The following is a 16396-nucleotide window of genomic DNA, read 5'->3' on the forward strand; positions in this document are numbered from 1 at the left end:
TTTGATCTTGTTTTTAAAAACCAAAGTCAAGGGATCGCAGCCTTCGGCAGCTCCTACATTTAGATCTCCACCCAGTCCGCCCCGCTCGCCCTCGGCCCCATGCCCCGCTATACTCGTCGGCTTTTCCTGAATTAATGCCAATAGGGTCCCGCCGCGCATGGATAAGACCTACCAGCCGCACGCCATTGAAACTTCCTGGTACAACACCTGGGAGTCCGAGAACTACTTCGCCCCGCAAGGCGCGGGCGACTCCTACACCATCATGATCCCGCCGCCGAACGTCACCGGCAGCCTGCACATGGGTCACGGTTTCAACAACGCGATCATGGACGCCCTGATCCGTTTCCGCCGCATGCAGGGTCGCAACACCCTGTGGCAACCGGGCACCGACCACGCCGGTATCGCTACGCAGATGCTGGTGGAGCGTCAACTGGAAGCCACCGGCCAGAACCGTCATGACCTGGGCCGCGAGAAATTCCTCGAGAAAGTCTGGGAATGGAAGGATCAGTCCGGCGGCAACATCAGCCGTCAGATCCGCCGCCTCGGTTCGTCCGTCGACTGGAGCCGCGAGCGCTTCACCATGGACGACGGTCTCTCGGAAGCGGTCAAAGAAGCGTTCGTGCGCCTGCACGAAGACGGTCTGATCTACCGCGGCAAGCGCCTGGTCAACTGGGACACCAAACTGCACACGGCGATTTCCGACCTCGAAGTGGAAAACCACGACGAGAAAGGTTTCCTGTGGAACCTCAAGTATCCGCTGGCCGACGGCGTAAAAACCGCTGAAGGCAACGATTTCCTGATCGTCGCGACCACCCGTCCGGAAACCATGCTCGGCGACTCCGCCGTCGCGGTTAACCCGAACGACGAGCGCTACAAAGCCCTGATCGGCAAGTTTGTCGAGCTGCCACTGGTTGGCCGCCGCATCCCGATCATTGCCGACGATTACTGCGATCCTGAATTCGGCACCGGCTGCGTGAAAATCACCCCGGCCCACGATTTCAACGACTACGAAGTCGGCAAGCGCCACAACCTGCCGCTGCTGAACATCTTCGACAAGAACGCCAACGTGCTGCCAGCGGCCCAGGTGTTCAACCTCGACGGCACACTGAACGACAGCATCGATGGCGCGATTCCGGCTGAATACGCCGGTCTCGAGCGTTTCGAAGCGCGCAAGCAAATCGTCGCTGCATTCGATGCCGCCGGCCTGTTGGTCAGCGTCAACGACCACGGCCTGAAAGTGCCGAAAGGCGACCGCTCCGGCACCATCATCGAACCATGGCTGACCGATCAGTGGTACGTGTCGACCAAACCGTTGGCCGAGCCTGCAATTGCTGCCGTTGAAGACGGTCGCATCCAGTTCGTGCCCAAGCAGTACGAAAACATGTACTTCTCGTGGATGCGCGACATCCAGGACTGGTGCATCAGCCGTCAGCTGTGGTGGGGCCACCGGATTCCAGCCTGGTACGACGAGTCGGGCAAAGTCTACGTCGGTCGCGACGAAGCCGAAGTGCGCGCCAAGCACAACCTCGGTCCGGACGTTGCGCTGCAACAGGACAACGACGTACTCGACACCTGGTTCAGTTCCGGCCTGTGGACCTTCTCCACCCTGGGCTGGCCTGAACAGACCGAATTCCTGAAGAAATTCCACTCCACCGACGTGCTGGTGACGGGCTTCGACATCATTTTCTTCTGGGTTGCCCGGATGATCATGCTGACCATGCACCTGATCAAGAACGAGGACGGCACGCCGCAGGTTCCGTTCAAGACCGTTTACGTGCACGGTCTGGTGCGCGATGGCCAGGGCCAGAAGATGTCCAAGTCCAAGGGCAATGTCCTTGACCCGCTGGACATCATCGACGGCATTGAGCTGGAAGAGCTGGTGCAGAAGCGCACCTCCGGCCTGATGCAGCCGAAACTGGCGAAGAAGATCGAGAAGCAGACCCGCGACGAGTTTGCCGACGGCATCGCCAGCTACGGCACCGACGCCCTGCGCTTCACCTTCTGCTCGCTGGCCTCGACCGGTCGCGACATCAAGTTCGACATGGGCCGCGTCGAAGGCTATCGCAACTTCTGCAACAAGATCTGGAACGCCGCGCGTTATGTTCTGGACAAGGGCGAAGACTGCGGCCAGAACGGCGAAGCCTACGAGCTGTCGCTGGCGGATCGCTGGATCATCTCGCAGCTGCAACGCACCGAAGCCGAAGTGACCCGTCAGCTGGATCAGTTCCGTTTCGACCTCGCCGCGCAAGCGCTGTACGAGTTCATCTGGAACCAGTACTGCGACTGGTACCTGGAACTGTCCAAGCCTGTGCTGTGGGACGAGAACGCGCCAGTTGAACGTCAGCGCGGCACTCGCCGTACGCTGGTTCGCGTACTGGAAGTGGCGCTGCGCCTGGCGCATCCGTTCATGCCGTTCATCACTGAAGAAATCTGGCAGCGCATCGCGCCGCTGGCCGGCATTCAGGGCAAGACGATCATGCTGCAAGCGTGGCCAGTGGCCAACGAAGAGCGCATCGATCCGGCAGCCGAAGACGACATCGAATGGCTCAAGGAACTGATGCTCGGCACGCGCAACATCCGTGGCGAAATGAACATCGGCCCGGGCAAGCCACTGCCGATCTACCTGAAGAACGTCAGCGCTGAAGACCAGCGCCGTCTGACCGAGAACGAAGCGCTGCTGAAAAAACTGGCGCGTCTGGAATCGATCACTGTTCTGCAGGCAGACGAAGAAGCGCCGTTGTCCGCCACCGCTCTGGTGGGCGAGATGGAAGTGCTGGTGCCGATGGCCGGTCTGATTGACAAGGGTGCCGAACTGGCACGTCTGGACAAGGAAATCCTGCGTCTGCAGGGCGAAGTCCAGCGCGTTGGCGGCAAGCTGTCCAACGCCGGATTCGTTGACAAGGCCCCGGCCGAAGTCATCGAGAAGGAACGCGCCAAACTGGCCGAGGCTGAACAAGCCCTGGGCAAACTGGCCGAGCAGCACGCGCGGATTGCCAGCCTGTAACTGCAAATCGCATTGAAAAGGGAGGTCGCTATGGCCTCCCTTTTTTCATTTTTATAGACATGGAATCAACTTGTTGCACTGTCAAATTCCGGAGCCTTCGTTACAGCGACGGGCTAGCAACACTTCGCTTCGCATGCAGTTGAGTGCCGCGTAGACCCCAATCGAACACAAATGTAGACTCAGCGACTTCAGAAAAAGGACTTTGCATGAATTTCCCGCCCAATCTCCCAGCTGCCTGCCCTCTACCTTCCTCTCAGGACTGCACTGGCTCATTTTATATGGTGTGTCAGGAAGATACGGTTCGTGAAGAAGATTGTTTATCGCAGGCTGAGCGAGGCAGGGCGCCGAATGCAACAGGCGATGCTGCCTGTACACGTCACGGACTCTCTGTATTCATGAGCTATGATGCCTGTGCGCACCAACGCGAATTGTTTCCGCGTCTGGGCGGAAGAATTGCCTGTGCCGTGCTCGATGCGAGTCATGGAAAATCGCTCAGTACGCCGAGCAACTCCAATCCAGGCCACACGACTTGGTGGCCATACACCCACTTTTCTCGCAGCGCGCTGTTCGCCGTAATCAAGGAGTCTTAGGATGAGCTGGACAATCACGACTCCGAACGTAGCGGTTGAACCATTCAATCCGCATGAAATTTCCGAAGTTTTGTACGATTTTGATGGCCCAAAGATCTTTGTAACAATCGACAGCGATCGTTTGATGCGTTTTTGGTATGAAAGTCTGGATGATCGAATCACCAAAACTGTTCGCTATCTGGTTACTACAACGACAGAATCGCAAATCCAGATGTTGAAGAGTGGGAAGAGAACAGTTCATGACCTACTCAAACAACCTTGGTTATGGGCAGTCGATTGCTCGTATTCAATGGACCCGCAGAACGCTTGGGTTATCGATGAAATAAATGATGTTCCGCCGGATTACCGACCAAAGCAAGATGCAACTCTGTTCCTGGAACACATGCCCCTATTGTCGTATCGGTTGGTCGGTAAAGGGCTGCGAGAGGGTGAAGTTCCGGCCAGCGTTATCGCTAAAGCGGTAACGGGTCCGACATCCGCTCTGAAAAGGCTGCTTGAAGCCGTCATGCCGAATGAATCATCCGGCAGACCGGAAGAAAGTTTCAGGCGTTCTTATGATTTGCCTGCTGTGAGATTTGCCTTCAATAGTTTTGAAGTATCCTTTTCTGCGCCGGCAGAAGAAAAGCTTGAATCAGCAAAGGGGGAACTGGTGGTTTACGGTAATGGAACCAGCAAGCTTAAAGATGCGTTTGCTTGGCTAACCAATCCGTCGAAGCACGAAGAGCCGGAAGCCTACGTTCTACAGGCTCTCAAAGAGTTAGCTCCTCCGGCACATGGACAAATTGAGAGTGTCGAACTCCGCGGACAGCTGATTGGAAATTTTCAGCAAGTGCTCATCAGTCGATCCGATCGCAAAACTATCACCCAAGCACTGGGTAAAAAGAAAACCGATGAGGAGCAGTTGATGCAAGTCACCGGAGTCATCAGAGAATTGGACAAAGACCATCGCAGGTTTACATTGCGAAACCGTCCTGACTGCACCGAAGATCTAATCTGCATTTTTACCGAAGAACACTATGATGATGTAATCGAACACTTTGCCAACGATGCCTTAATCTCCGCGACTGGACGTTACAAGACATCAAAAAATCTCTTCGAGGTTGGAGACATAGGGCTTAGTTTCACTATTAACGTGGATTCCCCCAAGCCTCTGCTCTCTTGATGCCGACTGCCGCTACCTTCGTCTTTATGAAGTGAGCGCTCAGTTGCTGCGTTGCGAGGTGGTTGAAAGTGATCTGAGATGAAGGCGGACGCATCATTAGGCTTCCTGATGCCCACTTTGTGGGACAATACCCGCCACTTTCAGCCATACCCGAATCGACCACGCCCATGAACGCCCCCCGCACACCCAAACCTGCGCGCAAGAAGCCTGACACCGCGACCCCGGCCAAGACCGTTGAGCCGCGTGAAAAGGCCAGCCTGCACCCGCGCAATCGCCATCAGGGTCGCTACGACTTCCCGGCGCTGATCAAGACCACGCCGGAACTGGCGAAGTTCGTGATCACCAACCCGTACGGCAAGGAAAGCATCGACTTCGCCAGCCCCGATGCGGTGCGCGTGTTCAATCGGGCGCTGCTCAAGTCGTTCTATGGCATCCAGCATTGGGACATTCCGGCGGACTACCTCTGCCCGCCTGTACCGGGCCGCGCCGATTACGTGCACTTCCTTGCGGACCTGCTGGCAAGCATGAACGACGGCAAAGTCCCGCGCGGCGCGATCGTCAACGTGCTGGATATCGGCATGGGCGCCAACTGCGTGTATCCGCTGATCGGTAACAGCGAATACCGCTGGCACTTCCTCGGCTCGGAGATTGATCCGACTGCTGTGGCGGCCGCCAGAGCCATCGTTCAGTCCAACGATCTGAGCAAGGTCATCCAGTTGCGTCAGCAGGAAAACCGCAAGCACATCCTGATCGGCTTGCTGGAACCGGGTGAGCGCTTTGACCTGACCATGTGTAACCCGCCGTTCCACGCCTCGATGGAAGAGGCGACCAGGGGCAGCGAGCGCAAGTGGCGCGCACTGGGCAAGGCCGATCCGAAGCGCAAGCTGCCGGTGCTGAACTTCGGTGGCCAGTCGGCGGAGCTGTGGTGTGAAGGTGGCGAAGCGCGTTTCGTGACGCAACTGATCGCCGAGAGCGCCAACTTCCAGCACAAGGTGCTGTGGTTCAGCACGCTGGTGTCGAAAGCTTCGAACCTGCCCGCGATCGAAACCGCGCTGAAAAAGGCCGGCGTGCTGGAAAGCCAGGTGGTGGAGATGTCCCAGGGTCAGAAGCAAAGCCGCTTTGTGGCGTGGACCTTCCAGACCAAGTCCGAGCAGCAGATCTGGCGCCGCGAGCGCTGGGTCCGCTGATAGCTGCGCCGATGCTTCTGTAGGAGCTGCGGCACGCTGCGATCTTTTGATCTTGACCCTGAAGAGCCAGATCAAAAGATCGCAGCCTCGTTTCACTCGACAGCTCCTACAGGCTGTGTCATTCCTCGCCAAATCGCAGACACAAAAAAACCGTGCCCGGATCACTCCGGTGCACGGTTTTTTTTCGCTGCGTCTTACTTGTTCACAGCGTCGGTCAGGCCTTTGGCCACAACCAGCTTGATCACTTTCTTTGCAGGGATTTCGATGGCAGCGCCAGTCGAAGGGTTACGGCCAGTGCGGGCAGGACGCTCGGTCACTTTCAGCTTGCCGATACCTGGCAAGGTGATTTCGCCGCCGTTTTCCAGCTGATCGGCAACGATTTGGCCCAGTTGGTCCAGAGCGTTACGCGCGGTGGTTTTCGGCGCGTCGATAGCTTCAGCGATGTCGGCGATCAGTTGGTCTTTAGTAAGAGCCATGTAGTGTTCCTTCCCTATCAAATTCATATGGATTGCAGAGTGCAGTGTCAGCCATCGAGCCCGATCTTCTGGATCTGGCACCCTCGGCGATAACCACGACGAGTCGGGTTATAGATACCGAAATCAGGGTTTGGTTCGACCTGACAAATGCTGATTGCACGCTTAACGCAGTGACTTCGCGTAAGACCGGGCAAAACTAGCACAGAGACGGGGAAATATCCGCCTCTAGCTACCCATTTGGTCAGCTTTATTGCGCTAAATCGGTAAAAAACTGCATATGCGTCAGTGCGCGCCCCGGTTTTGCCCTACAACCCGCGCCAAAACCAGTGGTTGCGGTACACTGGGCGCTTTTTCGGGGGAGCCTGCCCTCCTCCCTTCCAACAGCCGAGAAGCCCATGCCGATCCGTCATTGCATCGTCCACCTGATCGACAAAAAACCCGACGGCACGCCCGCAGTTCTGCACGCCCGTGACACTGAACTGGCCGAGTCTGCAGCCATCGAAAACATGCTCGCCGACCTCAACGAGAGCTATAACGCCAAACAGGGCAAAGCCTGGGGCCTGTTCCATCCAGAGTCCGGCGCGTTCCCGTTCAGCGGCTGGCTGAAGGAATACATGGAAGGCAGCAAGGACTTCACCGCGTTCAGCAAGGTCGCGGTCGAACATCTGCAAAAACTGATGGAAGAATCGAACCTGTCGGTCGGCGGTCACGTGTTGTTCGCCCACTATCAGCAAGGCATGACCGATTACCTGGCCATCGCCCTGCTGCACCACAGCGAAGGCGTAGCAGTGACCGATGAGCTGGACGTGACCCCGTCGCGTCACCTCGACCTCGGCCAATTGCACCTGGCGGCGCGGATCAACGTCTCCGAGTGGCAGAACAACAAGCAGTCCAAGCAGTACATCTCGTTCATCAAGGGCAAGAACGGCAAAAAGGTCTCGGAGTACTTCCGCGACTTCATCGGTTGCCAGGAAGGCGTCGACGGCCCGGGCGAGACGCGCACGCTGCTCAAGGCCTTCAGTGACTTCGTCGAAAGCGAAGACTTGCCGGAAGACTCCGCCCGCGAGAAAACCAAGACCCTGGTCGATTACGCCAGCAGCCAAGCCAAACTCGGCGAACCGATGGGCCTGGAAGAGCTCTCGGAGTTGATCGACGAAGAGCGCCCGAAAGCCTTCTACGATCACATTCGCAACAAGGATTACGGTCTGTCGCCCGAGATTCCGGCGGACAAACGCACGCTGAATCAATTCCGCCGCTTCACCGGCCGCGCCGAAGGCCTGTCGATCAGCTTTGAAGCGCACCTGCTGGGCTCGAAGATCGAATACGACGAAGAGGCCGGCACCCTGGTGATCAAGGGCCTGCCGACGTCGCTCACCGATCAGTTGAAGCGCCGCAACTGATGCTCGGCAATGTGCTGAAGAAAGTTCTGCTGGTACTGCTGGTCGTGGTGGTCTATCAGAACTGGGGCAAGATCGAGCGGGTGTTCAACCCGTCGCAGATGGTCTCCGAGCAGACGCGGGCGCAGGCCAATGTCGTGCTCTACGCCACCGACTGGTGCGGCTACTGCAAGCAAACCAAACGCTTTCTCGACAGCAAGGGAATTGCGTTCAAGGAGTTCGATATCGAGAAGGATGCCGAGGCGCGCAAGGCGTACGAGGCATTGGGTGGGCGCGGGATTCCGTTGATCGACGTGAATGGCACATTGATTCGCGGGTTTGACCCGGACGAAATCCTCGCCGCCCTGAAATAACAGCAAGATCAAAAGATCGCAGCCTGCGGCAGCTCCTACATGAGATCGGCGTAGGAGCTGCCGAAGGCTGCGATCTTTTGCTTTTAGCGGGCTTCGATGCGGAAGCCGAAGCGCGGGAAGTGCACATGCACCACACCACCACGTTCGTCTTCACGACGAATGATCAGCTCTTCACTGCCAGCAAACAGCAACTCACCCACCACCGGATCAACCCCGTAATCCGTCGCGGCAATCGCCACCTGCTGACCCGACTTGAAGCCATTCGGGTCTACGAACTGCTCATCCGGCAATGCCGCTGGTGTCGCGTTACGCGCCACCTCCAGCGCCTCCTCGGAGGTCATCGCGCTCGCCGCGCCATGGCCAAAGCCCAGCACTCGGCCCAACCAGGCTGCTACCGCCGGATACTCATCCACCAGCGGCGCCGTGACGTGAGTCGCTTTCAGGAACCACATGGGATGCGCCAATGCGAAGTCGGCAATCGACGGTTCGCCGAACAGGAAGTCGCCTTGCTCGCGCTGCAACTGCTGCTCCAGCCGCGCCATGATGGTCGGCCACTGATGCTTGGCTTGTTCGGCAGACAAACGCGTGGCGCTGCCACCACTGAACAGACCAGCGCGGTCGGCAATAAAAGCTTTGATCGCTTCCGGCGGCAACTTGGCGAAACGAACCGCCACCGATTCCGGCTGAAACACCAGGCTTACGGCATGTTGAAACACCACCGAGTCAGCCCATGTGGCAAAACTGGCGGCGGTGAATTCCTGACCTTCAGGGAAGAACGCCGGCAACGCCTTTTCCTGCTCCAGGCGACGGGCGATCAGCGAAGTGTCGCAGTAGATGTCAGCACCAATCTGCAACACCGGGGTCTTGCGGTAGCCGCCAGTGAGTGCAGTCAGATCCGGTTTCGGCATCACCGGCGAAATATGCACCGAGCGCCACGACAAGCCTTTGAAGCCCAGTAGCAGGCGGGCCTTCTCGGCAAATGGGGAGGTCGGGTAGTGGTGCAGAATCAACTCGGACATGCTCGGCTCCGCCGCTCAGATAGTGAGCTGGCAGCTTAGCGTGCATTGGCTTGGCAGCCTACAGATCTGCCTGATGGGAACCAATCAGTCAGATTGATAAGACGCAACCAGACATTCCTTGGCGCTCTTCCTGAGTTTTTTGATCAACCGCTCTTGTCGCAACGCATCGCTCTTGTCGCGGCACAGCTCGGTATAAACCAGCGCCATCGCCGGGCTGGAGAGGAAGAACCGCGCGCCTTTGCCGCTTTGATGCTTGGCGAAACGACGCACCGGATCGTCGCTGATCCCGCAGTACAACGAACCATTGGCGGCGCGAACGAGGTAGACGAACCAGGACTTGCTCACGGGTTCGGCGACGTCGACAGATTTTTCGCTAAGGCTGGTCACTTCGGGATCAAGACGTGTAGGAAACAGGCGGCGATCTTATCAGCGACCGGCCTGAAATGCCTTCAGTCCCTTCAATGCCTGCGCACGCACGGCGTTGCGCACCAGCGGTGTCCAGCCCAGCAGCAGGCCTTTGAAACCCAGCGCCTGACGCGACCAGCGCCACAGATTGAAGTGATCGTGGTGCTCGCAGATCTTGCCGTCACGGAAGACGAAGCGGGCCTGGATATCGTTGATGACGATGTTGCCGGTCTGGCTGAACAGGTAGGTCGCCACCCAATGCGCGCCGCCGCTGCGCTCATCGGCGCGGACGTTGTCGAAGGTCAGCGAGAAATCCTTGGCCCGAGTGGTGAGCATGCGCCACATGTCGCCGGCCTCGCGCCCGCGCAACTCGCCGAATGCCGGATCACTGAACACGATGTCGTCGGTGTAACAGGCGGCCATGGCTTCGGCGTCGAGGCGCTGGAAGGCCTGGTAGAAGCGGGTGATCAACGCGGCGTGGGCTTCGCTCATGGGCAAACTCCAAAATAGGTACAGAGTGCCAGCACCATAATCTGCAATGCGCAGAAACACTATCGGCATTCGTAAACCGAATACCCGCTGTACACAAAACCCATGTAGGAGTGAGCCTGCTCGCGATAGCGGTGTGTCAGTCAGCGCAACGTTGACTGGTATAAAGCTATCGCGAGCAGGCTCACTCCTACAGTTTGAACCGCGTTAGATTTTTTCGCTTTGCACTTGCACGTACAACGCACGCCCGGCGCCGAGCCCGGCAATGATCGCGCCTGTACCAATGATGCCAAAGATCCAGCCCAGCGCATTCCAGCCGCCGGTCCAGTCATGCACCACGCCGACCGCGAACGGGCCCAGCGACGCCAACGTGTAACCGAAACCTTGGGACATGCTCGACAGGTTCGCCGCAACATGCGAATCACGCGAACGCAGCACGATCAACGTCAACGCCAGACTGAACGTACCGCCCTGCCCCAGTCCCAGCAGAATCGCCCAGCCCCACAGGCCTTCGATCGGCGCATACAGGCAGCCGAACAGACCGCCAAGGGTCAGCGCCATGACCACGACGATGGCCAGACGCTGATCCTTGCCGCGAGTCGCCAGCCACGGTGCGGCTAACGAACTGGCGAGCTGGATGATCACCGAACCGGACAACACCAGACCGGCCTGGGTCGGCGTCAGACCACGACCAATCAGGATCGACGGCAACCAGCCGAACACGATGTAGGCCAGCGACGATTGCAGGCCCATGTACAAGGTCACCTGCCAGGCCAGCGGATCACGCAGCAGCCCGCGCACACGATAAGCAACGTTGTGTGCACCCTGCTTCTGCCCGATTTGCGGCAGCCAGAACACCGCCGCAACCAGCGCCGGAATCACCCAGAAACCCAGGCCCATCGCCCAGCTACCACCGAAGTGCTCACTGAGCGGCACACTGGAACCCGCTGCCATCGCCGCGCCCAGACACAGCGCCATGGTGTAGACGCCGGTCATGGTGCCGGCGTGTTTGGCGAAGTCGCGCTTGACGATCCCCGGCAGCAGAACACCGATGATGCCAATGCTCGCGCCGCCCAATACGCTACCGGCGAACAAGCCGATCTCGCCAAAGTTGCTGCGCAAAATGATCCCGCCAGCCAGTGTCAGCAAAATCCCCAGCACCACCCGCTCAGCGCCAAAACGCCGCGCCAGAATCGGCGCCAGTGGCGCAAACAAACCGAGGCAAAGCACCGGCAACGTGGTCAGCAAACCGGCCTGAGCCGCCGACAAGCCGAGGTTTTTGGAAACGTCGCTGAGCAACGGCGCCATGCTCGACAGCGCCGGGCGCAAATTCAGCGCCACCAGAATCAAGCCCAGCAGCAACAGCCACGGCCGTTTCACCAGCGGATGGCTGTGCTGCACTTGCTCGTCGTCGGCCTCGGCGTCGATCAACAGCTCTTCGAGTTCTGCCGTGCGCTTCGGGGTTGTGGATATCTCACTGCGTGACATGGACTTCTCGGTTTCAAGGTTCATTGATCAACTGCCTCGACAAGGCTTTGGCCCGTTCCGGGTCGCGTTGCTCGACCGCATCGAGCAGATCGATGTGCAGGTCGAACACTTCCTGGCGGCGCGGGACGATGTTCAGGGTCTGGCGCAATTGCGCGCCGACAATGCTGGAGAAATAGCGATACAGCTCGCTGAGGGTCGGGTTGTGCGCGGCGTCCACCAGACGACGGTGGAACACCAGATCGCAGGCGATGTAGGTGTCCAGATCACCGTGGTAGTGGCTGCCGCTGGTGCCGAGCGCTTCACGTAATGCGACGAGATCCTCGTCGGTACGGCGCAACGCCGCCAGGCCGATGGCCTCGACCTCGAGGATGTGTCGGGTTTCCCGTGCCTGATCGAGCGAGCAGCGCGACAAGGCTTTGAGCGTGTCGAGCGGATCAACCACGGCGCGCAAGTAACTGCCATCGCCCTGGCGAATCTCGATCAATCCGGAAAACGCCAGCACGCGCATGGCTTCGCGCACGGTGTTACGGCTGATGCCCAGCTCGGCACACAGCTCCGGCTCGGTCGGCAGACGCTCGCCGACCTTCCAGGCACCGCTGTTGATGCGCTGGCGGAGTTGATCCAGGGCCTGATCGACCAGGGATCGCTTAATGAGTGGAGAAATGTCTGACATGGAATTCGCCCTTTCATCCAATCATAGGATGAATTTTCTGACATGTTAGTCAGCCCCGTGTAGGACGGCAACCACCTAGGGTCAATCGGAGACACATGAAGCGGGATTTTCGATTGGTCAAAATTACCCTTTAAGGGTAATTTCAGGGACAGGGTTTTTGATTTCTTATGGAGAAGAACACACCCCATTACGACTTGGCGGTAGTGAAGCAAGAGGTCATCAGACTGGGCGCCAAAGCCTTTACAGGAAGCGCGATGAGCTCGGGCAAGGGAATGGGGTTAAACCTCAAACATATGCAGCAAGCCATCTGCTCGCTGGATCGTCGAATGTTCTACAAGTCCATGACTAGCTACACCAACCACCGACACTGGCAGGACGTTTACCATATTGGATATCACGACTTGGAGTTGTATATCAAAATCACCTACTGCCCCAACGGCGGTCCTCCCGTGATCTCTTTCAAGGAGAAGAATTTATGAATACACGGCAATGCATGAGCTGTGGTACTCAAGAGGCGATGCAACATTTCGAACGTCGCAGTTTGACTGTCAACTACAAGAACGTTTCACGTTGGGTGCACGACATTGCAGGGTGGGAATGCGCAGCCTGCGGCGAGATCATTTTTGATAACGATACTGACAGCGCCGAACGTTATTCCGACGCCGGCGATAAATTGCTCGAAGAGTCCTTCCACGTAATGGGCGCCGAGATGAAACGCATCCGCCGCAAATTGCATCTCACCCAAAAAGAAGCAGTTAAATTGCTATCCGGTGGAGGTCACAACGCTTTTTCCCGCTACGAACGCGGCGAGCTTCCGCCGCCTCAACCGTTGTTCAGCCTTATGCGCGTGTTGGATCGTCACCCTCATCTGCTCGCCGAAATACACGCGATGAACGAAGGCAGTGACTTGCGGCGATTGCTCGCCGCGCGCTTCCCGGAACAGGAGACGGCACCGGTGCCCTGACAAAAGCCGATAAAAACAAACCCGGAGCTCGGTCCGGGTTTATTTCAGAACGTAGGTCAGATCAATGCAAAATCTGACTCAAGAACAACTTCGTCCGGTCATTCTGCGGATTATCGAAGAAGTCATTCGGCGCCGCCTGCTCAACGATTTCACCTTTGTCCATGAAGATCACGCGGTTGGCCACGGTGCGGGCAAAGCCCATTTCGTGGGTCACGCAAAGCATGGTCATGCCGTCTTCAGCCAGGCCGATCATGGTGTCGAGTACTTCCTTCACCATTTCCGGATCGAGCGCTGAAGTCGGTTCGTCGAACAGCATGATTTTCGGCTTCATGCACAGCGCACGGGCAATCGCCACACGCTGTTGCTGACCGCCGGACAGTTGCCCCGGAAATTTGTGCGCCTGCTCTGGAATGCGTACGCGTTCCAGGTAATGCATGGCGATTTCCTCGGCCTTGCGCTTGGGCATCTTGCGTACCCACATCGGTGCCAGGGTGCAGTTCTGCAAAATGGTCAGGTGCGGGAACAGGTTGAAGTGCTGGAACACCATGCCGACTTCACGGCGGATCGCTTCGATCTGCTTGAGGTCGTTGGTCAGTTCCACGCCGTCGACGACGATGCGGCCCTGCTGGTGTTCTTCCAGGCGATTGAGGCAACGAATCGTCGTCGATTTGCCGGAACCCGACGGGCCGCACAGGACGATACGCTCGCCCTGCTTGACGTTGAGGTTGATGTCTTTGAGCACGTGGAACTGGCCGTACCACTTGTTGACGCCCTGCATTTGAATAATGCCTTCAGGACCTACAGGCTTTTTGATTGCTTCACTCATTTACAGAACTCCTAACGCTTGTGGCCAGTGTCGAGCTTGCGTTCCAGATGCATGGAATAGCGCGACATACCAAAACAGAAAATCCAGAACACCAGGGCGGCGAACACGTAGCCTTCGGTGGCCATGCCCAGCCATTTCGGATCGGCAGCGGCTTGTTTGACGCTGTTGAGCAGGTCAAAGAGGCCGATGATGATCACCAGACTGGTGTCCTTGAACAGCGCAATGAAGGTGTTGACGATGCCGGGGATAACCAGCTTCAGGGCTTGCGGCAGGATCACCAGGCCCATCGAACGCCAGTAACCGAGGCCCATCGCTGCAGCCGCTTCATACTGACCTTTAGGGATCGCTTGCAGACCGCCGCGCACCACCTCAGCCACATAGGCCGACTGGAACAGGATCACGCCGATCAATGCCCGCAGCAGTTTGTCGAAGTTCATGCCTTCGGGCAGGAACAGCGGCAGCATCACCGAGGACATGAACAGCACAGTGATCAACGGTACGCCGCGCCAGAACTCGATGAAGGTCACGCAGACCACACGAATTGCCGGCATGTTCGAACGACGACCCAGCGCCAGCACAATCCCCAGTGGCAAGGCCCCGGCGATACCGACGGTAGCGATGACCAAGGTCAGCATCAGGCCGCCCCACTGGCTGGTCGCCACATTGCTCAGACCAAAACCGCCATGCAGCAGGATGTAGGCAATGATCGGGTACAGCACCAGGAAGCTAAGCCCGTACACCGCTTTACGCGGGAAGCGCGAGATGAACAGAGGCGCCACGCCGATCACCGCCAGCCACACGGTCAGGTCCACGCGCCAGCGCAGTTCCGTCGGGTAGTAGCCGTACATGAACTGGCCGAAACGCTGCTGAATGAACACCCAGCAGGCGCCATCCTTGGTGCAGTCGGCGCGGGTGGTGCCGACCCAGTTGGCATCGAGGATGGCCCAACTGAGGATCGGTGGCACCACGAGGTAGATCAGGTAGAACGCAAACAGCGTCAGCAGGGTGTTGAGCCAGCTGGAGAACATGTTCGCGCGCATCCACGCCACCACGCCGATGCTGCTGTTTGGTGGGGGCATGTCGGGTTTGAAAGTATGAGTACTCATGCGCTTTTCCTTACCGCTCGATCAGCGCAATGCGCTTGTTGTACCAGTTCATCAGCAGGGAAATGCTGATACTGATCGCCAGGTACACGCTCATGGTGATGGCAATCACCTCGATCGCCTGACCGGTCTGGTTGAGCACCGTGCCGGCAAACAGCGACACCATTTCCGGGTAACCGATACCGGCCGCCAGCGAAGAGTTTTTCGCCAGGTTGAGGTATTGGCTGGTCAGCGGCGGAATGATCACGCGCAGGGCTTGCGGAATGATCACCTTGCGCAGGGTCGGGCCGTTGCGCAGGCCGAGCGAACGCGCCGCTTCGGTCTGGCCATGGCTGACCGACTTGATCCCGGAACGCACGATCTCGGCGATGAACGCCGCGGTGTATACGGTCAGGGCCAGGGTCAAGGCGAGCAGTTCCGGGATCAGTACCCAGCCGCCGACGAAGTTGAAGCCTTTGAGCTCGGGCATTTCCCAGTGCAGCGGTGCGCCGAAGATCAGGGCACACAAGGCCGGGATCACCAGCAGAATCGCCAGGCCGACCCAGAACTTGTGGAACGGCACGCCGGTTTCTTCAAAGCGTTTGTTGGCCCAGCGGCACATCAGCACGATGCCGACGATGGCCACCACAATGCTGATCACGAACGCCCAGAAACCGTCGGCAGCCAGTGCGGCCGGCATGTTCAGGCCACGGCTGCTGACGAAGAAGGTGTCGCCGAAATTATGGCTGTTGCGCGGTCCCGGCATGGTCAGGAACACCGCGAAGTACCAGAACAGGATTTGCAGCAGCGGCGGAATGTTGCGGAACACTTCCACATACACCGTCGCCAGTTTGCTGATGATCCAGTTCTGCGACAGCCGCGCCACACCGATGATGAAACCGAGAATCGTCGCCAGAACCACGCCGATCACGGTCACCAACAGGGTGTTGAGAAGACCGATGACAAAGACGCGGGCATAGCTGTCCGCTTCGGTGTAGTCGATCAGGTGTTGAGCGATGCCGAACCCGGCACTGCGCTCCAGAAAGCCGAAACCGGAGGTAATGCCCCGGTGCTGAAGGTTGGTTTGCGTGTTGTCGAACAAGTACCAGCCCAGCGAGACCACCGCCACAACGGTGATGATCTGGAATAGCCACGCACGCACTCGTGGATCGCTGAGGCTGAGCCTCTGCTTTGGTGCGCCGATTGAATTTTGCATGAAGTGCCCCGGAAGAAATGGAACAAGAACATCACCCGGCGGTTGGCCCGCCGGGTGATAGAACC

At 58.1% G+C, this 16396-nt stretch carries 16 protein-coding genes; 7 read left to right on the forward strand and 9 right to left on the reverse strand.

Features of this window, described 5'->3' with window-relative positions; genetic code table 11:
- The first annotated feature begins 157 nt into the window (after positions 1 to 157).
- The 3 genes from QZR14_RS05675 (at position 158) to rlmF (ending at position 5943) form a co-directional block, all read left to right on the forward strand.
- Positions 158 to 3004, forward strand: a complete 2847-nt coding sequence (locus tag QZR14_RS05675) for a valine--tRNA ligase (RefSeq protein ID WP_311996083.1) — start codon at positions 158 to 160, stop codon at positions 3002 to 3004.
- 591 nt (positions 3005 to 3595) lie between these two features.
- Positions 3596 to 4756 carry a hypothetical protein gene (locus tag QZR14_RS05680; RefSeq protein WP_311996084.1) on the forward strand — a complete coding sequence of 387 codons (1161 nt, stop codon included), beginning with the start codon at positions 3596 to 3598 and terminating at the stop codon, positions 4754 to 4756.
- A 167-nt stretch (positions 4757 to 4923) separates the two neighbouring features.
- Complete coding sequence (gene rlmF / locus QZR14_RS05685) at positions 4924 to 5943, forward strand: 23S rRNA (adenine(1618)-N(6))-methyltransferase RlmF (protein ID WP_311996085.1); 1020 nt, start codon at positions 4924 to 4926, stop codon at positions 5941 to 5943.
- 194 nt (positions 5944 to 6137) lie between these two features.
- Here rlmF and QZR14_RS05690 read toward each other — a convergent pair whose 3' ends face one another.
- Positions 6138 to 6419, reverse strand: a complete 282-nt coding sequence (locus QZR14_RS05690; protein WP_003221909.1) for an HU family DNA-binding protein — start codon at positions 6417 to 6419, stop codon at positions 6138 to 6140.
- Between the two features lie 395 nt (positions 6420 to 6814).
- Here QZR14_RS05690 and yejK point away from each other — a divergent pair, with 395 nt between their 5' ends.
- Both yejK and QZR14_RS05700 read left to right on the forward strand, forming a co-directional pair.
- Complete coding sequence (yejK, locus tag QZR14_RS05695) at positions 6815 to 7819, forward strand: nucleoid-associated protein YejK (RefSeq protein ID WP_095050956.1); 1005 nt, start codon at positions 6815 to 6817, stop codon at positions 7817 to 7819.
- Positions 7819 to 8169, forward strand: coding sequence for a glutaredoxin family protein (locus QZR14_RS05700; protein ID WP_099758069.1), 351 nt, complete (start codon positions 7819 to 7821; stop codon positions 8167 to 8169). The genes yejK and QZR14_RS05700 overlap by 1 nt, the downstream gene beginning before the upstream one ends.
- Positions 8170 to 8252: 83 nt before the next feature.
- Here QZR14_RS05700 and QZR14_RS05705 read toward each other — a convergent pair whose 3' ends face one another.
- From QZR14_RS05705 to QZR14_RS05725, 5 genes are all read right to left on the reverse strand, one after another.
- A complete protein-coding gene (locus tag QZR14_RS05705) occupies positions 8253 to 9188 on the reverse strand; it encodes a glutathione S-transferase family protein (RefSeq protein WP_311996086.1) in 936 nt (311 codons plus the stop codon).
- Between the two features lie 84 nt (positions 9189 to 9272).
- Entirely contained in the window at positions 9273 to 9575 is a 303-nt protein-coding gene (locus QZR14_RS05710; protein WP_008083651.1) for a GIY-YIG nuclease family protein, read from the reverse strand.
- A 39-nt stretch (positions 9576 to 9614) separates the two neighbouring features.
- Positions 9615 to 10085, reverse strand: a complete 471-nt coding sequence (locus tag QZR14_RS05715) for a nuclear transport factor 2 family protein (protein WP_311996087.1) — start codon at positions 10083 to 10085, stop codon at positions 9615 to 9617.
- Positions 10086 to 10289: 204 nt separating this feature from the next.
- Positions 10290 to 11594: a CynX/NimT family MFS transporter gene (locus QZR14_RS05720; protein ID WP_311996088.1), complete on the reverse strand. Its 1305-nt coding sequence runs from the start codon at positions 11592 to 11594 to the stop codon at positions 10290 to 10292.
- Complete coding sequence (locus QZR14_RS05725; protein WP_311996089.1) at positions 11584 to 12243, reverse strand: FadR/GntR family transcriptional regulator; 660 nt, start codon at positions 12241 to 12243, stop codon at positions 11584 to 11586. Before QZR14_RS05725 ends, QZR14_RS05720 begins: the two co-directional genes overlap by 11 nt.
- A 167-nt stretch (positions 12244 to 12410) precedes the next feature.
- On the opposite strand from QZR14_RS05725, the gene QZR14_RS05730 reads away from it, so the two are divergent.
- On the forward strand, positions 12411 to 12722 hold the full coding sequence (locus QZR14_RS05730) for a type II toxin-antitoxin system MqsR family toxin (protein ID WP_311996090.1): 312 nt from the start codon (positions 12411 to 12413) through the stop codon (positions 12720 to 12722).
- Complete coding sequence (locus QZR14_RS05735) at positions 12719 to 13207, forward strand: type II toxin-antitoxin system MqsA family antitoxin (protein ID WP_311996091.1); 489 nt, start codon at positions 12719 to 12721, stop codon at positions 13205 to 13207. Before QZR14_RS05730 ends, QZR14_RS05735 begins: the two co-directional genes overlap by 4 nt.
- Before the next feature lie 61 nt (positions 13208 to 13268).
- Here QZR14_RS05735 and QZR14_RS05740 read toward each other — a convergent pair whose 3' ends face one another.
- Genes QZR14_RS05740 through QZR14_RS05750 form a run of 3 tightly spaced genes read right to left on the reverse strand, consistent with a single transcriptional unit; the run spans position 13269 to position 16331 of the window.
- Positions 13269 to 14033 (reverse strand): amino acid ABC transporter ATP-binding protein, encoded by a 765-nt coding sequence (locus tag QZR14_RS05740; protein ID WP_003221897.1) that lies wholly within the window; start codon positions 14031 to 14033, stop codon positions 13269 to 13271.
- A gap of 11 nt (positions 14034 to 14044) precedes the next feature.
- Positions 14045 to 15139: an amino acid ABC transporter permease gene (locus QZR14_RS05745; protein ID WP_250607379.1), complete on the reverse strand. Its 1095-nt coding sequence runs from the start codon at positions 15137 to 15139 to the stop codon at positions 14045 to 14047.
- 10 nt (positions 15140 to 15149) lie between these two features.
- Positions 15150 to 16331, reverse strand: a complete 1182-nt coding sequence (locus QZR14_RS05750) for an amino acid ABC transporter permease (RefSeq protein WP_311996092.1) — start codon at positions 16329 to 16331, stop codon at positions 15150 to 15152.
- Positions 16332 to 16396: the final 65 nt, after the last annotated feature.

Origin of the sequence: Pseudomonas sp. rhizo66, from assembly GCF_031931925.1 — a bacterium.
Classification (GTDB): Bacteria; Pseudomonadota; Gammaproteobacteria; order Pseudomonadales; family Pseudomonadaceae; genus Aquipseudomonas.